The following is a 15,180-nucleotide window of genomic DNA, read 5'->3' as shown; positions in this document are numbered from 1 at the left end:
ACTCATTGTTTCGTACTTATGATAAAATATTAAAGAGGAAACTCCTATATAGCGAAGTTTTTTATGGGTAGCAGACTCTCTCCAAAGCTTTTGTTAAAATTGTGAGGCGGGAGTCTTACTGCCTACAAATAGCTGGATAAACTAGGAGATATGCTTTCCGCTTAAGCGGAATAAAAGTAGATAAAGAGGTATAAATGTAAATGAATAAACGAACAGCATTGGTACTCGGCGCAAGCGGTTTAGTTGGACAAGAAGTAACACAGCTATTGCTTGATTCTGATTACTATGATTCGGTTACTATTTTTGTGAGAAAACCGCTGCAACTAAAGCATGAAAAATTACAACAAAAACAAGTGGATTTTTCGATCTTGGAAGAGTATAAAGAGTTTTTTGCTGTTGATGATGTATTTTGCTGCTTAGGAACAACGATTAAGAAAGCAAGAACGAAAGCTAATTTTAAAAAGGTAGACTATGAGTATACATTGCGTGCAGCTTGTTTGTCTGAAAAACAAGGCGTACAAAATTTTCTTGTTATTTCTTCTATGAGTGCAAACTCAAAGTCCGTTTTTTTCTATTTACAAGTAAAAGGGAAAATGGAAGAAGAATTGCAAAAATTAGGAATCGAAGGTATTCATATTTTTAGGCCATCGTTATTATTAGGAGAGCGAAAAGAATTTCGTTTTGGTGAAAGAATGGCAGGGAAAATCTTTGGCCTGTTACCATTCATATTTAAAGGTACGTTAAAAAAGTATAAACCCATTTCTGCCGAACAAGTTGCTAGAGGCATGTATCTTGCAGCGCTTCATGAAGAGGCTGGTATTCATATTTATAATTCAACAGAAATTACCGTAATGAAATAAATGAAACTTTCTATTAGTGGGAGCGTATTGTCCATAAAGAGAGGATAAAAAACGAGAAGAACAGAGTTTTCTCGTTTTTTATTTTTTAATATATCAGTTCCAGGATAGCAATATTTTGATTGTTCATTTGAGCTTTTCACGTCTTGCGATAGCATCGGCTAGTTCAAGAAATTGTTGCCGAGTTATCTTCCCTCCCACCTTAGCTTTTATAACTTTTTCCATTTCCTTTGTAACGGTCATTCCTTCAATTTCTAAAGTCGCTTTTGCAGCCTCAAAAGCCTTATTTAGCTCTTTTTCGTTTTTAAACATAATTTGGTAAACCTCTTTCGAATAAATTTTAATATAATTTGATATTTCTGGAAACTGATCTTGACTAATTATTGTTGTTTTTTGCTTTATTCTCCATCCACTTTTCTATTTCGATTAGTTGAATATCTTCTCGCCTAATATCTGTTTCTGCAATGTATCTAGGGTGAATGATTCAACATCTTGAGAATGACCCATGGAATAATCGTATCATGGAGGAAGACTCATGCTCATCAACCTAAGATAAACTTGTACCCCCATAACGGAACATTTTCATATCCATTTATTCTATAGAGGGTTTATTGTTTTGTACGAAATATACGGTCTCAGATATTTTGGTTAATATAGGTATATAAATTTAGTCAATTTATTGACTAAATTACAAAAGGGTATTAAGGTAGAAAGAGGAGGTGGAGTGAAATGGAAAATAAAGATGATGTTCTTGTTGAGGTCGTATTAGATGTAATGCGATCTAATAACCTACTTAACCGAATAGGAGGTAGGATTGTATGTGAAGCAGGTTTAAGTAGGGTTCAGCAATGGAATGTGCTTGGAAGTATTTATGAGGCAGGTACGTTACCGTTAAAAGAATTACGGAAAAATGCATTGGTTACAAAGCAATCAATAACGGGAATTGTAGAACGATTAGAAACAGGGGGATTTATTGAAACAATTATTGATCCGAAGGATAAACGCTCTACACTTGTTTCTTTAACACAAAAAGGAGAAGAGACAATGCGTAAGATAAAACCGTTACGTATAGACAGCAACCGCCAATCCTTTTCGATTTTTACTGACGAAGAAATATTACAATTTTCTTCTTACTTAAATCGGCTAGTAAAACATTTGGGGTTCATAGAGAGCCAAAATCAGGAGAGAGAAAAATGAATCATGAAACAAAAAAGAAGCCTGTTATTATTGCATTATTAATTGCAACCTTCCTAACTGCAATTGAAGGAACCATTGTAAGTACAGCAATGCCAAAAATTGTAGAAGATTTAGGAGGTAACCAATTATATACGTGGGTAATATCTGTATATCTACTAGCAACCGTTATAAGTACACCTGTTTTTGGAAAGTTAGCAGATTTATATGGAAGAAAAATTATGTTTACAATTGGAGTTGTCATTTTTCTAAGTGGTTCGATGCTCTCAGGATTTTCACAAACAATGGGACAGCTTGTTATATTTCGTACGATTCAAGGAATAGGAGCAGGGGCGTTAACGACAATCCCCTATACAATTATTGGGGATATTTTTACATTTGAACAACGTGCAAAAGTGCAGGGGTGGATTAGCAGTGTTTGGGGGATCTCAGGTATTGTTGGTCCGCTTGCTGGTGGTTTTATAGTGGATATGATATCTTGGCATTGGATTTTTTACATGAATCTTCCTTTTGGAATCATTGCTCTCACTTTATTGTGGATATCTTTGCATGAACAAGTTGAAAAGAAAAAACAAATAATCGATTACCCAGGTATTTTTACATTTACGGTAAGTATGACAGCTTTTTTATACGCATTAACTTTATGGAAAGAACAAAAACAAATCTCAAGTAGTATAGTATCTTTAATTGTTGTAGCATTTGTGGGAATTTGTTTATTTATTTGGATTGAAGTAAAAGGAAAAGAACCGATGCTGCCGCTTTCTTTATTTACTATTCGATCTATAACTATTTCAAATATCGCAGGATTTTTACTTGGTTTTATATTGGTAACAGTAACCTTTTATATCCCATTATGGGTACAAGGAGTTAAAAACTTAAATGCTACTTATTCTGGTATTGCAATGTTACCACTGTCAATTACATGGCCAATTGGAGCTATTTTATCTGGAAAATGGTTAGGAAAAACATCCATTGGTCGAATAGCATTTACAGGTGTTTCTACAATTGTAATTGGATGTATCGGTTTAGTTTTATTGCATGCAAATACAGTGGTGCCATGGATAATGGTCGTAACAGGCATTTTGGGATTGGGTTTCGGATTATCACTCACCGTATTTACAGTCGCTATCCAATCTTCAGTAGATTGGAATATGCGAGGAGCAGCCATGGGATCAAATAATTTAATGCGAAACTTAGGGCAAACAATCGGTATTGCTGTATCTGGTTTATGGTTAAGTGACCAATTAAAAGGCGAAGCATTAGTTGTAAGCTTACATACAATATTTTGTATGTTAGTGGTATTGGCACTATTTGCATTTATTACAACAGGAATGTTGTTTAGCAAAAAAGAAAAACATTTTTCTGTACGTTAGATAAGTTGGGACAGAAATAATTTAAGCTAATCTTGTATCTATATAACAAAAAAAGCGCTATTCTTTTTGTAGAAATATACAGAAAGGGTGGCGTTTTAGTATGAATTTATCAATTTCTGATGAATTAGAATTATTCTCTAAATAATTGCAACGATATATGTCATCGCATGCTTTGGAATAGTTAGCTAAAAATATAGGATTTGTTAAACGAAAAAGTAAATACCGCGCACAAGATTTAGTGGCCTTATTAAAAATTTGAAATAAAGTCGTACCGTTTTAAAAAAAGATGAACTGTTTATAAAAAAGTCGCGACGTTTTGAAATTAAATAGACTAAAATAATAAGAGGATATTATGTTCAATATATGAGCATATATCCTCTTTTCTTTTGCATAGTAGAATTCTTAATTAGATGTTGAAAAAATCGTATTGTATGTATACAACGAAGAAGAGCATATGTTTGCTTTCAGGAGGAGGCGTAGTGAGGTCTTTCGACCGAGCGTTATTATCTTTAAGGAGAGATGTGCTATGGGGTACAAGAAGTTCTCGTAGGTTGGAACTAGTTTCTAGTTATATGGTTTGGGGTGATTCAAAAGATGAAAATTTAATTAAAAGTAGAAGATATTATAATAGTGCAAAAGCTTTAGAAGAATTGGATGTTAAAAATATAATTGAGATGGAGAAAAAAATAAATCTCTTGGATTTCAAAGAATGCTAGAGATTCAAAAACGCTCTAAATTATTTTTATATCCCAGTACCTATGATGATTCTTTTTGTGTAACAGCTTTAGAAGCAGCTGCTGCGGGATCGGTAATAATTACTTCAAATAGAGTAGCTTTAAAAGAGCGGGTGGTAGATGGGTATATGGGTTATCTAATTGAAGGGGATCCGTATTCTCCAGAATATCAAAAGGATTTTATAATTAAAACGGTTAAGCTATTAAATGATTATGAATTATGGAATTACATGTCTAAAAATTCTATTGAGTTCGCTAAGAAAAACGATATTAATTATTTAGCTAAAAAGTGGATTCAAGAATTTAAATCAAGATTAACAAATAAATATGTTGTTAGATCTAGAGAAAAGGAGAATAGAGTATGAAAAGAGAACCAATTCGTATTATGATACAAGGAACAAGAGTAGGAATTGGAAAGAGTTTAATTACTATAGGTTTAGCAAGATTATTAAATAGAGCAGGATATAGAACGCAAGTGTTTAAAGCGCAAGCTATGGATAACAAAAAATATCAGTTATCTTCAGGAGGGTTTATACCACCTAGTATGGCTTGTGCAGCACAAGGCACAGGGCATACTCCTATATATTTAAAGCCTCTCACAAATGTAGGACCAGCAGTTGACAATTTTTCATTAGATCAACAATACGAAGTTTATGTAATGAGTAAATATCTTGGAGTACAAGGTATAAACGAATATCTGTCTTATTAATCTGAATATTATGATATTGTTAGAGGGTCATTACAATCTTTAATTAGTGAATCAGATGCAATTATTATCGAAGAGCAGGATGTCCTACGGAATTAACGGAATTAGGTGATGGTCTCGCTAATGCTGTAGTTGCAGAAGAAGCTAATTCAGATGTATGGCTAGTTAGTGATTTATTATTAGGAGGAGCATTTGCTTCTGCTGTAGGAACTTTAAGCTTAATGTCTGAAAATGAAAAGAAACGTGTGAAAAGTGTAATACTGAATAGAGCACTAGAACATGGGGGTGTGAAATTTTTGCAGGGGAGCATTGGTAAGTTAAAAAAATTACTAATATTAATGATATAGCAGTTGTGCCATTAATGCCTGATCCATCAAAAGTATTTAATGTTTTAAAGTTTAATGAAACCACGCCAGTAAATACTTGGCTTGGGATGAGAACTATGATTATTGGACAGAACATTTAAAGCACTACTTACCACCCACTTTTTTGAATAAATTAGATATGATTTAATATTTAATTAGTTAATAGGGGGATTTATATGACTACATTAGGGTTTGAGGAAGAAATAATTCTTAAATTAGCAAAACTAAATCCTAAAAAACTGATGTTGAATGGTGAAGATATGTTTTTGAAAATAAATACATATCTTCAAGGAAGTTATTTAATCTAATGGTTGAACATAAGGTGGTGTTGTTAGTATATAATAATATACTGGCAAATGGCCTTAATACTTATTTATTTGACGGATTGTATTATTAAGTGCGACACCTAGAAAAACAAAAAAGCTCACCTCGTTTCGTGTAAAATAGAAGTTACCACACCACAAATTACACGGAGGACGAGTATGAGCTATTCCCATTTTACCACGTTTGAGCGTGGACAACTAGAAGCACTTCATAAATTAGGTCATTCAACTAGAGAAATTGGTGCCATTCTGAAGCGTCATCACTCTTCTATTGCACGAGAATTGAAAAGAAATACTCATGAAGACGGCGAATATTACAGTGAAAAAGCACAAGAAAAATATGTGAAGCGTCGTAAAACCTGTAAGTCAACCGGAAAATGGTCTTTAGAACTGGTGAAACAAATTCAAGATAAATGAAATGCAACTTGGTCGCCCGAACAAATCCAGTACGGTTGTCTAAAAGGTATCTTATCCTTTAAAACTATCTATAATTGGCTGTATCAAGGAAAGTAATTTACAAAGGATCTTTCTGTCTTAAGACAAAAGGGGAAACGCCAAAAACCGAGAGAAACTCGCGGACGTTTCAATATAGGGAAATCTATTCAAAAACGGCCTTCTGAAGTAAAGAAACGAGAAACATTTGGTCATTGGGAAATGGACACGATCGTTTCAAGTCGTGGTAAAAGTAAAGGATGTTTTGCGACCTTTGTAGAACGGAAAACACGGTATTATCAAGCGATTGTGATTCCAGATCGAACAGCGGAATCTAGGGAATGCGCCATCAAACAAATGGCTTCCATGTATCCAACCACTGCCTTACAAACAGCTACAGTTGATAGAGGAAAAGAATTTTCGTGTTATCAACGAGTGGAAAAAGATTTGAAAATCGCAATGTTCTTTGCCAATCCCTATTCTTCCTGGCGACGAGGAAGTAACGAAAACGCAAACACAGCCCCTTTTTGGTTAATCTTCTAAAGTTTTATTAAGAAAAGTAAATTCATTCATATATATAGGATCTTTTAAATCCTTTAACATGTTTACAGAAAGATTGATAGAATAATTTATTTTATCACTTTCTTCAATTTTTAAACGTTCAAGCAACTGATCATGATATTCTTCTAAAGTTGGAGCTTCTCCCGTTTTACGATATTGTTTTTCAACATGATAAGGAAGCATTTTTACTTGATAAGATTCGTCACCATTCAAACATTGTAGTAAAGAAATATAATCTAAATCTTGTTTAAAATCATTAGAAAAAGCAATTTGAACAATCTTTTCTACTATATGTTGAATTTGTAATAATTTTGTTTGTGTACTATCTAATTCCCTTTCAAGCCTATCAATTTTTTCCATTAACTTTTGTTTTTCTTCCTTTTCTTTAAAATATGCACTTTCTTGAAATTCCTGTTGCTTTTTATGTTCTGTAGATTTCATTGTCACAGAATATGTTTTACTTTTTGCACCTTCTTTGTAACATCCGCTCTTGAATGGACATACTTTACATTTTTCAATATCAAAATAGTATGTATGACTTTGATTATTGTTTGTACCCTTTTTACCAGTGCGCGCCTTGCGAATGGCCATATGTCCAGCTTTACAAACATACATACCCACATCTTTGTTGAACTCAAATTCATCTTCTTTTTTACGTGCTCCTTGTGTAAAAATAGGGTGCAGTTTGGAACCGAATTGTACATTTTTTCGGTTGGCATATCGAATATTATCTTTCTCCGAATAAGCAGTATCCCCAATGACTGTATCCATTTCCATTCCTGTTTCACGACTTTTTTCGATTAATGTTTGCAGGTATTTTCCATCACTCTTTTCACCTGTTGTAATCACTGCCGCTGTAATAATACGTTCTTCATTCATCGCAATATGTGTTTTATATCCAAAGAACGAAGAGTCAGCTGTTTTATGTCCACAGGATCTTGTGAAAATTGAAGATGTTCTTGATGATCTTCTACAATCTCTTTTAAATAGTTGAGCTTTTCTTTCACATTTGGATATTCACGAATGATTTCTTCTTTTTCCACGGTTTCAATAATTTTTTGGCAATAGTCGAGTTCATCAGCTAAATCGTCTGTCGTTGTTTTTTGGGTGGGGGAATTTCTCTTTCATTCCTTTATCGATTTGATAAACAGCTTTGCGGAGTAGTTTGGATTTCTCCATTAAAAATTCTTTTGGTGATTTCTGATTGAATCGTGCCTTTGTGTGAGTGTCATCAACGATAATAGATTTACTTTTAATGAGATCCTTTTCCAGTGCGATTTCCACTGTTTTTTGGATGAGCATGTCAAGTAACCCTACACCTTTTAAACGAAGTTTGCGGAGTTTCGTTAACGAACTAGGGTCAATCACCATATCTTCTGGTGCCATATCTAGGAAATATTTAAAGGACATGTCATATTTTGAGCGTTCGACAACATCTACATCTGATAAGTCAAAAATGGATTTTAACAATAAATATTTAAATCTACAACGGATAAGTTGATCAATCGTTTTAAGTGTTTTTCCCTCTTTTTCAAGACGAATAATAGATTCACGATACCCTTGAGCTGGACTGATGCGACAACGATTGGTAGTAGGTGAAGTCATCATTTTCATGTATTTTTTAATCGTTCTCCAATTTAAATGATATTCTTTCGTTAGGGAATTGATAGATTTCCTAGAGCGATGGGCTTCCTTTATTTCTTGAATCAAGCCCCACTTTCGTTTCTGGCGTATGAGTTTTATTTTTTCTGCTTTTGTTAACGCTGTTTCATTACGTAGATCACAAATAAGTGTCCCATACGTATGTCCTTTACGGAAAGCAAAATCATCTACACCAACGAAAGGGAGACACCTTTGTATCTATGTGAGTTTTACGAACAATGGATCGTCATGCATCATGACTGATTGGAAGATGGATGGCACGAGCAACTTTCTCTCCAGCTAAGCAACTTGTAGAAAATGCAATTTTTCGTAAAACTTTTTCTACACGAAGTGTGCGACGTCCGTTGGGGGCTACCCATTCATATCGTTCTGTAAAAACCTTAATAGAACAACAAGAATTATCACAAACCGACTTGTGTGAAATAAGAAGAATGACGGTTTGATCTGCAATGTAACCGCTAAACTAAAGTCGGTCACATGTAATAGGAAGATCTTGTATAAGGTGGGTATAACGACTATGACGACGAGAAGAAATAGAATGACAAGATGGACAGTTTGCGGAAATACGATTACTTTTTACAGTGGAACGAAGATGTTGGTCTTTTGTAGATACATCTATCAATTCGAGAAAAGAATCTGGACTTAACCAAGAGATAAGGTACATCATGGTTCACTCCTTTTCTTTTATTATATCAATGTAGTACACAAAAGAGCAATTCACCAAAAGTCCGTAAGAACCACTTTCATTTTGCACTAAACAGGCATGCTTGAATGTAGTAACTATAGCCTAAAAAACCACTCCTGAATAGATACAGGAGTGATTTCTGATTCTTACTTGTTTATCATTTTACTCAAATGTTCTTTGCTATTAAAACACTAGAACCGGTAATACATTAACTATTCATTTTCTTTCTTAAGCCCTAATACATCCCACTTATTTCCCCATGTTTTCATTTCACTAAAGATTGGACGAAGAGTCTCTCCTTTTTCTGTTAGAAAATATTCTACATGTGGCGGAATACTAGAGTAAATGACACGTTTAATAATTTCTTCATTTTCTAATTCTTTCAGTCTTAAGGATAGTGTTCTGGGACTAATTCCTTTTAAAGATTTTTCTAATTCACCAAATCGTTTTGGTCCCGAAAAAAGATCTCTAAGAATAACAAATGTCCACTTTCCACCAATTATCATCATGGTTTTTTCGATTGGGCATGTAGATAAAATGCCCTCTTTTTGCTTCTGCATATGATTTTCCCACCTTATACTATATAAAATTATAGTTACTATATAAAAAAACAGTACTTTCATAAATGTAGCACTTCATTTATTATATTTTATGAGGTGAAAATGGTAAATAATAACTTCTTAATCTTATATTAACATAAAGCATGTAAAAGTTAGCAATTTAAAGGAAGTGATATTGTGGATAATAACGGGAAGTTTGTTGTTTTAAGATGGCCACTAATCTATGAATAGCAAATTTATAACAAGTTATAATTTGAGAATCAATATATTTAATTATAAATGTGAGGTAAGTGATAAAAATGACAATACAAGGGACAAATAGCAGCGAAACTGAGTTATTTAAGACGCATCCCCGAACTACTTCTGATATTTGGGTTTTAGTAGCTTTAGCTATGGGATTCGTCATGGCTACACTTGATGTTACGGTAGTAAATGTAGCAATTGCTGATATTCAAGAAAAACTACAAATGAGTCTTTCGAGTACAACATGGATTGTTGATGGTTATATGTTAACCTTTGCTTCTTTACTCCTAGCGGGTGGTTCATTAGCAAATAGATATGGTGCTAAAAATATTTATTTGATTGGGCTAATGATTTTTGTAACTGCATCTGTATTATGTGCGTTAGCACCTACTGGAGCTATACTTATAATAGCTCGCGCTCTTCAAGGGGGGGGAGCTGCATTATTTATGCCGAGTTCTTTAAGCCTATTGGCAGTTTCTTACCCAGATGCGAAAAAGCGAGCAAAAATGTTTGGTATTTGGTCAGCTGTTGTTTCCATAGCGTCAGGTTTAGGACCTTTTGTTGGTGGTGTATTAGTTAATATATTCGGCTGGCGAAGTATTTTTTTAATTAATATTCCAATAGGTATTATTGGCCTATTAATGGCCTATTTAATTGTGACACATCCACCAGGAAAAAAAGGTGAGTTGAACATTCTAAATCATATTTTAGGCATTATCGCCTTAGCTGGACTCGCTTTTACTCTTATTGAAGGTCCATCATTAGGGTGGTCCACTTTTCCAATAATAATTGCAAGTATTGTAACTGTTATTACTGCAGTTCTTTTTATCTATACAGAACGTAGAGTAAAAGAACCAATTATTCCTATAAAATTATTCAATAATTCAAGTTTTTTATCAGCGAATTTAGTTGGATTTTTAATTAATTTTGCTCTTTTTGGAGGGATTTTTATGTTTGGTTTATTTCTTCAAAAGGCAGAAGGTGCAAGCCCTTTTATAGCTGGTATAGAGTTATTACCAATGATGACAGTATTTATAATAGGAAACCTACTATTTACCCGCTTAACAACACGCTTAGGAGTTAAATTCCTAATGCTAGCGTCTATCGCAATAGCTGGAATTAGTTCATTACTTTTAATGCTTATTGTTCCTAGTGCACCTTATTGGATATTAGCTGTTATTTATGCACTTGCCAATTTGGGAGTTGGTGTTGCAGTTCCAGCAATGACTGCTACTGTAATGCAGGCCGCAGGTAAGGAACATGCAAATATAACAGGAGCTACATTAAATGCTAATCGACAGGTTGGGGCTTTAGTAGGTGTTGCCATAATGGGGATAGTGCTTCATGAAGCCCAAAATTGGTACAGTGGAGCCAAGATTTCTTTCTTAATAATGGGGATTGCTTATCTTGGAGCCGCTCTACTAACTTGGAGATTTGTACGTTCATAAAAATAATCAAAAGATATTATTATATCAAAACCACTTTTTTCATAGTTTATGTAAAATATAATTAAGGAAACACCATTGATTTTATCTTCAGTAAAACAAGAGATTACAAGGCTGCAAAGCGCTTTTTTAAGAAAGCTTTGTAGTCTTTTCATGTTTCTAAACCTCGTGTTGTGACCGTTGATAAAAATCCAGCTTATCCTATCGCAATAGAACAATTGAAGAAAGAACAACGGATGCTCGCTGACATCCGAATAAGGCGAATAAAATATCTGAATAACATAATCGAGCAAGATCATCGCTTTATCAAGAAGCGAGTGCGTACCATGTTAGGATTGAAATCTTTTCAATCAGCTAAACGAGTGTTGGCTGGACTAGAAGCGATGAGAATGATTAAAAAAGGACAGACTTTACAAGGGGAGAAGTCTGTCAAAAAACAAATCAAGTTAATTAATCAACTTGTCGGTCTCACCGCATAGTAGTAGATTCCATTAGGAATCTACACTGCTAGTTCTAATCTACATATTATTTGCACCAGAACCGTATTTTGTATTCATTCTTGCTGAAACAAACGTTCAAGAACCTCCTAAAACCGGATCGTCTGTTGGTGTAGATGTTCGTCTGAAAGATTTTGCGATTTTTTCAACGGGTGAAGTATTTAGCAATTCTAAATGGTTTCGCAAACTGGATGAAGCAAAAAACAATCAAAAGCAAAAACGTAAAGTAGCTCGCATCCATGAGAAAATCACGCATGCAAGAACAGACTATTTGCAAAAAATCTCTACTGAAATCATCAAAAACCACGATGTAATCGGTATCGAAGATTTGCAAGTGTCAAATATGTGGAAGAACCATAAGTTAGCTAAAGCCATTCGTGAAGTATCGTGGTCGCAATTTAGAACGATGTTAGCGTACAAAGAAAAGTGGTATGACAAACAGGTAGTAACTGTGTTTAAAACCTTTGCAAGTTCTCAATTATGTTCAGTTTGTGGCTACCAAAACAAAGACGTTAAGAATCTCAACCTGCGTGAATGGGATTGCCCTTCTTGTGGCACACATCACGATAGAGATATGAATGCAGGAGAAAATCTTAAAAATGAAGCAATAAGACTTCTAACCGTAGGGACTACGGGGATAGCCTAATCAATAACTAACCGTTAGGTTGGTGTTCTTAGGAATCTCCCACTTTAAACAGCTCGTAAGAGTGTTAAGTGGGGATAGTTCAATTGGATGTATTTGCAATTTTACCAGGAGCACGGCTGTATTGGTGAGGATCTTTTAGTTCAAAGCCAAGTTCATTCGCAGCTGTTCTCGGAAAATAGGGATTGCGCAGTAATTCACGACCAACAAAAATTAAATCGGCTTCGCTATTTACTAAAATTTGTTCCGCTTGTACACCGCTTGTAATAAGACCAACTGCTCCGGTTGCGATTTGAGCATGTTCTTTTAAATGTTTCGCATATTTGACTTGGTAGCCAGGATAAACATCGATATGAGCAGGAACGACTGCACCAGAACTGCAATCAATCAGGTCTACGCCTTGCTCTTTCATCCATTTTGCAAATTGAACATAGTCATTTACTGTCAGTCCTTCAGGATGATAATCATCCGCGGAAATACGAACGAATAAAGGCCCTTCCCAAACTTCTTTTACAGCATGAATGATTTCGCGTAAAAAACGATAGCGATTTTCTGCCGTTCCTCCATATTCATCTGTTCGTTTATTGGATAGTGGAGAAAGAAATTCGTTAATGAGATAACCATGTGCACCATGTAATTCAATTACATCAAACCCAGCTTGTTTTGAGCGGATTGCTGCCTTCTGAAAGGATGTGATTGTATCTTGAATTTGCTCCTTACTCATTGCGACTGGAACTTTCATTTTATCGTTAAAAGGGATAGCTGAAGGAGCAACTGGATCTGTATGTAGTTCGGCTTTTCGTCCAGCGTGAGCTAATTGAATAGCAGCTTTTGAATCATGTTCTTTGATAAATGATACGGTTTTCTGTAATCCTTCAATATGTTCATCATTCCAAATGCCTAAATCTTTATTTGAAATGCGTCCTTCGGCGGCAACAGCTGTTGCTTCAAGCATGACAAGTCCGACTTGACCCATCGCTCTTGTTCCGTAATGGATGAGGTGAAATTTCGTTACCTTGCCATCTTCATTTTCAGATGAGTACATACACATTGGTGACATGACAATACGATTTTTTAATGTAACATTTTGAATCGTAAATGGTGAGAAAAGTTGCGTATTCACATTTATTCCTCCTTGCAGTCGTTTTCATCATTGTATCATTATCATCTTGATTTCCATAATAAAACGCTTATTGAAAAAGAACGGAAAGGGGTTCTTCACTGCTTAAAGTTGTAGTTTGTGTTACAATTACAAATATGAAATATACTGGGGGATAGAATATGTATCGAGCTTATTATAAAAGTGAAGTAGGATTACTTGAAGTTACAGCAAATGAAAAAGGGATTACATCTATTCTATTTGTTGAAGAACAAGGGGAAGAGAACCCAAATGTTGTTGTTGAGCAGTGTATTGCAGAATTAGATGAATATTTTAATCAGAAGAGAACAGTGTTTTCTGTTCCACTATCAGCAGAGGGAACAGCATTTCAAAAAAAGGTTTGGGAAGCTCTTTATACCATTCCATACGGAACGAGCGCTTCATATTTAGATATTGCAAAAAAAATTGGGAACCAAAAAGCTGTGCGAGCAATAGGTGGAGCGAATAGTCGAAATCCAATTTCAATCATTGTTCCTTGTCATCGTATAATTGGAAAAAGTGGAAAGCTTGTTGGTTATACAGGCGGATTATGGAGGAAAGAATGGTTATTAAAGCATGAGGGGATTTTGAAATAAAAATAGATCCTCTATGAAAAAAAGTCGTGGAGTGAACGGAGGAGAAATCTTCTATTTACTATATCTGTAAGTTAATGAATAGGGTAAAGTCATGGAAAGAGGGATCGTTTTGCAGTGTATAAATTGTGGAAATCCTTGTGCTGATAATCGGTGGAATTGTAATGATTGTCAGCGAATATTGCATAATGAATCAAACGGGGGAATTTCTCCACTTGAAACAGCTATCGAACAATTTGTTGGAGTGCATTATCCATATTATAGAAAGAAATGGGATAAAGAGAATAAAAGAATTGCAAGATGGAGTTGGAACGGCTGGGCAGCTATTTTTAATGTTGGATGGTTTGGGTATCGTAAGTATTATTTGCCAGCCTTTTTATTTGTAATTTCGTTAGTAGCATGCGATGCGTTTTCTTACTATATGGGTTTTAATGTAGCACTTCCTATTATTAATATAGCTCCGCTTACATTTTTACTCCTCATTTTAATGATGATAGGAGTGGGGCTCTTTGCAAATGGACTATATTATCGATTTGCTGAGAGAAAAATATATCGAATAAGGGCGAAAGAAATTAAAGATAAAGCAATCGAAAGTTATTTGATTCGTGATAGTGGCGGAACAAGCAAAATAGGAGCAGCAATTGTTACTGTTTTAACAGCTACTAGTATATTTTTAAGTCATTTTTTCTTTCCGACTGATCAAGATGTGATCCGAAAGGTACGAACAAGTTCGCTTTATGAGTACCCATTCTTTACGATTGGTGAATCGTTTGACTTGTATTTTCAGCAATCACAATGGGATTATTATCGGGGAACTGATGGTTTAGAGTTGGTTGAATTTCATGGATATACCCGAGATATGCCAAGAAGAAAAGTTATGATTCAGTTCGTTGTTGATTATCAATTGCATGAGATTGAACCGTATTCTCTTTCGATAAATGGACAGCCGCAAGGAGAAAAAGAATTTTTGAAAATGATGGAAGATGTATTTCAAATTCAAAATTCATTTGAGTTAGATGATGAATTGCAATGGGATGATTCGAAAAAGATACTGTAAAAAGCGTATGGGAATATTGTTTTCCGTGCGTTTTTTTTTGATTATTCAAACAAATTATTTTAAAAAATCAGAATCTTTTGTATAATACAATCATACATGCTTTATTGTATAC

Annotated in this window: 14 protein-coding genes and 4 pseudogenes; 13 read left to right on the top strand and 5 right to left on the bottom strand. The window is 34.5% G+C overall.

Annotation, left to right across the window (positions count from 1 at the left end; translation table 11 throughout):
* The first annotated feature begins 200 nt into the window (after nucleotides 1-200).
* A complete protein-coding gene (locus tag MR056_RS09055; RefSeq protein ID WP_048722809.1) occupies nucleotides 201-860 on the top strand; it encodes an oxidoreductase in 660 nt (219 codons plus the stop codon).
* Between the two features lie 123 nt (nucleotides 861-983).
* Here MR056_RS09055 and MR056_RS09050 read toward each other — a convergent pair whose 3' ends face one another.
* The gene (locus MR056_RS09050; protein ID WP_255815749.1) at nucleotides 984-1,169 is read right to left on the bottom strand and encodes an antitoxin VbhA family protein; all 186 of its coding nucleotides are present in this window, start codon (nucleotides 1,167-1,169) and stop codon (nucleotides 984-986) included.
* A 417-nt stretch (nucleotides 1,170-1,586) separates the two neighbouring features.
* On the opposite strand from MR056_RS09050, the gene MR056_RS09045 reads away from it, so the two are divergent.
* The 7 genes and pseudogenes from MR056_RS09045 to MR056_RS09020 form a co-directional block, all read left to right on the top strand.
* Nucleotides 1,587-2,054: a MarR family winged helix-turn-helix transcriptional regulator gene (locus tag MR056_RS09045; RefSeq protein WP_087098494.1), complete on the top strand. Its 468-nt coding sequence runs from the start codon at nucleotides 1,587-1,589 to the stop codon at nucleotides 2,052-2,054.
* The gene (locus MR056_RS09040) at nucleotides 2,051-3,424 is read left to right on the top strand and encodes an MDR family MFS transporter (RefSeq protein WP_087098496.1); all 1,374 of its coding nucleotides are present in this window, start codon (nucleotides 2,051-2,053) and stop codon (nucleotides 3,422-3,424) included. The genes MR056_RS09045 and MR056_RS09040 overlap by 4 nt, the downstream gene beginning before the upstream one ends.
* A gap of 479 nt (nucleotides 3,425-3,903) precedes the next feature.
* Entirely contained in the window at nucleotides 3,904-4,140 is a 237-nt protein-coding gene (locus tag MR056_RS09035) for a hypothetical protein (protein WP_087098498.1), read from the top strand.
* Nucleotides 4,134-4,523, top strand: a complete 390-nt coding sequence (locus MR056_RS09030; RefSeq protein WP_087098500.1) for a glycosyltransferase — start codon at nucleotides 4,134-4,136, stop codon at nucleotides 4,521-4,523. The genes MR056_RS09035 and MR056_RS09030 overlap by 7 nt, the downstream gene beginning before the upstream one ends.
* Nucleotides 4,520-4,867, top strand: coding sequence for a nucleotide-binding protein (locus tag MR056_RS09025; protein ID WP_087098502.1), 348 nt, complete (start codon nucleotides 4,520-4,522; stop codon nucleotides 4,865-4,867). Before MR056_RS09030 ends, MR056_RS09025 begins: the two co-directional genes overlap by 4 nt.
* 538 nt (nucleotides 4,868-5,405) lie before the next feature.
* A complete protein-coding gene (locus tag MR056_RS22245; protein ID WP_255815748.1) occupies nucleotides 5,406-5,537 on the top strand; it encodes a hypothetical protein in 132 nt (43 codons plus the stop codon).
* Between the two features lie 174 nt (nucleotides 5,538-5,711).
* A pseudogene (locus tag MR056_RS09020) lies at nucleotides 5,712-6,500 on the top strand (IS30 family transposase); the annotation flags it as partial.
* Nucleotides 6,501-6,881: 381 nt separating this feature from the next.
* Here MR056_RS09020 and MR056_RS09015 read toward each other — a convergent pair.
* The 3 genes and pseudogenes from MR056_RS09015 to MR056_RS09005 all read right to left on the bottom strand — a co-directional run.
* Nucleotides 6,882-8,027, bottom strand: a pseudogene (locus tag MR056_RS09015) (transposase); the annotation flags it as partial.
* 643 nt (nucleotides 8,028-8,670) lie between these two features.
* A complete protein-coding gene (locus MR056_RS09010; RefSeq protein ID WP_242136548.1) occupies nucleotides 8,671-8,874 on the bottom strand; it encodes a hypothetical protein in 204 nt (67 codons plus the stop codon).
* Between the two features lie 230 nt (nucleotides 8,875-9,104).
* On the bottom strand, nucleotides 9,105-9,452 hold the full coding sequence (locus tag MR056_RS09005; protein WP_087098509.1) for a winged helix-turn-helix transcriptional regulator: 348 nt from the start codon (nucleotides 9,450-9,452) through the stop codon (nucleotides 9,105-9,107).
* A gap of 299 nt (nucleotides 9,453-9,751) precedes the next feature.
* On the opposite strand from MR056_RS09005, the gene MR056_RS09000 reads away from it, so the two are divergent.
* From MR056_RS09000 to MR056_RS08990, 3 genes and pseudogenes are all read left to right on the top strand, one after another.
* Nucleotides 9,752-11,143 carry an MFS transporter gene (locus MR056_RS09000; RefSeq protein WP_087098510.1) on the top strand — a complete coding sequence of 464 codons (1,392 nt, stop codon included), beginning with the start codon at nucleotides 9,752-9,754 and terminating at the stop codon, nucleotides 11,141-11,143.
* Between the two features lie 65 nt (nucleotides 11,144-11,208).
* Nucleotides 11,209-11,619: pseudogene (locus MR056_RS08995) on the top strand (IS6 family transposase); the annotation flags it as partial.
* Nucleotides 11,620-11,683: 64 nt separating this feature from the next.
* Nucleotides 11,684-12,283 (top strand): annotated as a pseudogene (locus tag MR056_RS08990) (RNA-guided endonuclease TnpB family protein); the annotation flags it as partial.
* A gap of 79 nt (nucleotides 12,284-12,362) precedes the next feature.
* Here the strand turns inward: MR056_RS08990 and namA are convergent.
* A complete protein-coding gene (gene namA, locus MR056_RS08985) occupies nucleotides 12,363-13,403 on the bottom strand; it encodes an NADPH dehydrogenase NamA (protein ID WP_087098512.1) in 1,041 nt (346 codons plus the stop codon).
* Between the two features lie 158 nt (nucleotides 13,404-13,561).
* Between namA and MR056_RS08980 the strand changes: the two genes are divergently transcribed.
* On the top strand, nucleotides 13,562-14,014 hold the full coding sequence (locus tag MR056_RS08980; protein WP_012094017.1) for a methylated-DNA--[protein]-cysteine S-methyltransferase: 453 nt from the start codon (nucleotides 13,562-13,564) through the stop codon (nucleotides 14,012-14,014).
* 91 nt (nucleotides 14,015-14,105) lie between these two features.
* Nucleotides 14,106-15,068 (top strand): DUF2628 domain-containing protein, encoded by a 963-nt coding sequence (locus MR056_RS08975; RefSeq protein ID WP_242136547.1) that lies wholly within the window; start codon nucleotides 14,106-14,108, stop codon nucleotides 15,066-15,068.
* Nucleotides 15,069-15,180: the final 112 nt, after the last annotated feature.

It is taken from the genome of Bacillus cereus group sp. BfR-BA-01360 (assembly GCF_022663595.1).
Lineage (GTDB): Bacteria > Bacillota > Bacilli > Bacillales > Bacillaceae_G > Bacillus_A > Bacillus_A cytotoxicus.
This window is presented reverse-complemented; position numbering and strand designations above follow the sequence as displayed.

What these genes read in the sequence shown, in the direction of transcription:
- MR056_RS09025 (WP_087098502.1), top strand. Translation starts at nt 4,520, where the DNA reads ATGAAAAGAGAACCAATTCGTATTATGATACAAGGAACAAGAGTAGGA.
- MR056_RS22245 (WP_255815748.1), top strand. Translation starts at nt 5,406, where the DNA reads ATGACTACATTAGGGTTTGAGGAAGAAATAATTCTTAAATTAGCAAAA.
- MR056_RS09055 (WP_048722809.1), top strand. Translation starts at nt 201, where the DNA reads ATGAATAAACGAACAGCATTGGTACTCGGCGCAAGCGGTTTAGTTGGA.
- MR056_RS08980 (WP_012094017.1), top strand. Translation starts at nt 13,562, where the DNA reads ATGTATCGAGCTTATTATAAAAGTGAAGTAGGATTACTTGAAGTTACA.
- MR056_RS08975 (WP_242136547.1), top strand. Translation starts at nt 14,106, where the DNA reads ATGGAAAGAGGGATCGTTTTGCAGTGTATAAATTGTGGAAATCCTTGT.
- MR056_RS09040 (WP_087098496.1), top strand. Translation starts at nt 2,051, where the DNA reads ATGAATCATGAAACAAAAAAGAAGCCTGTTATTATTGCATTATTAATT.
- MR056_RS09000 (WP_087098510.1), top strand. Translation starts at nt 9,752, where the DNA reads ATGACAATACAAGGGACAAATAGCAGCGAAACTGAGTTATTTAAGACG.
- MR056_RS09010 (WP_242136548.1), bottom strand. Translation starts at nt 8,874, where the DNA reads ATGATGTACCTTATCTCTTGGTTAAGTCCAGATTCTTTTCTCGAATTG.
- MR056_RS09045 (WP_087098494.1), top strand. Translation starts at nt 1,587, where the DNA reads ATGGAAAATAAAGATGATGTTCTTGTTGAGGTCGTATTAGATGTAATG.
- MR056_RS09030 (WP_087098500.1), top strand. Translation starts at nt 4,134, where the DNA reads ATGCTAGAGATTCAAAAACGCTCTAAATTATTTTTATATCCCAGTACC.
- MR056_RS09005 (WP_087098509.1), bottom strand. Translation starts at nt 9,452, where the DNA reads ATGCAGAAGCAAAAAGAGGGCATTTTATCTACATGCCCAATCGAAAAA.
- MR056_RS09050 (WP_255815749.1), bottom strand. Translation starts at nt 1,169, where the DNA reads ATGTTTAAAAACGAAAAAGAGCTAAATAAGGCTTTTGAGGCTGCAAAA.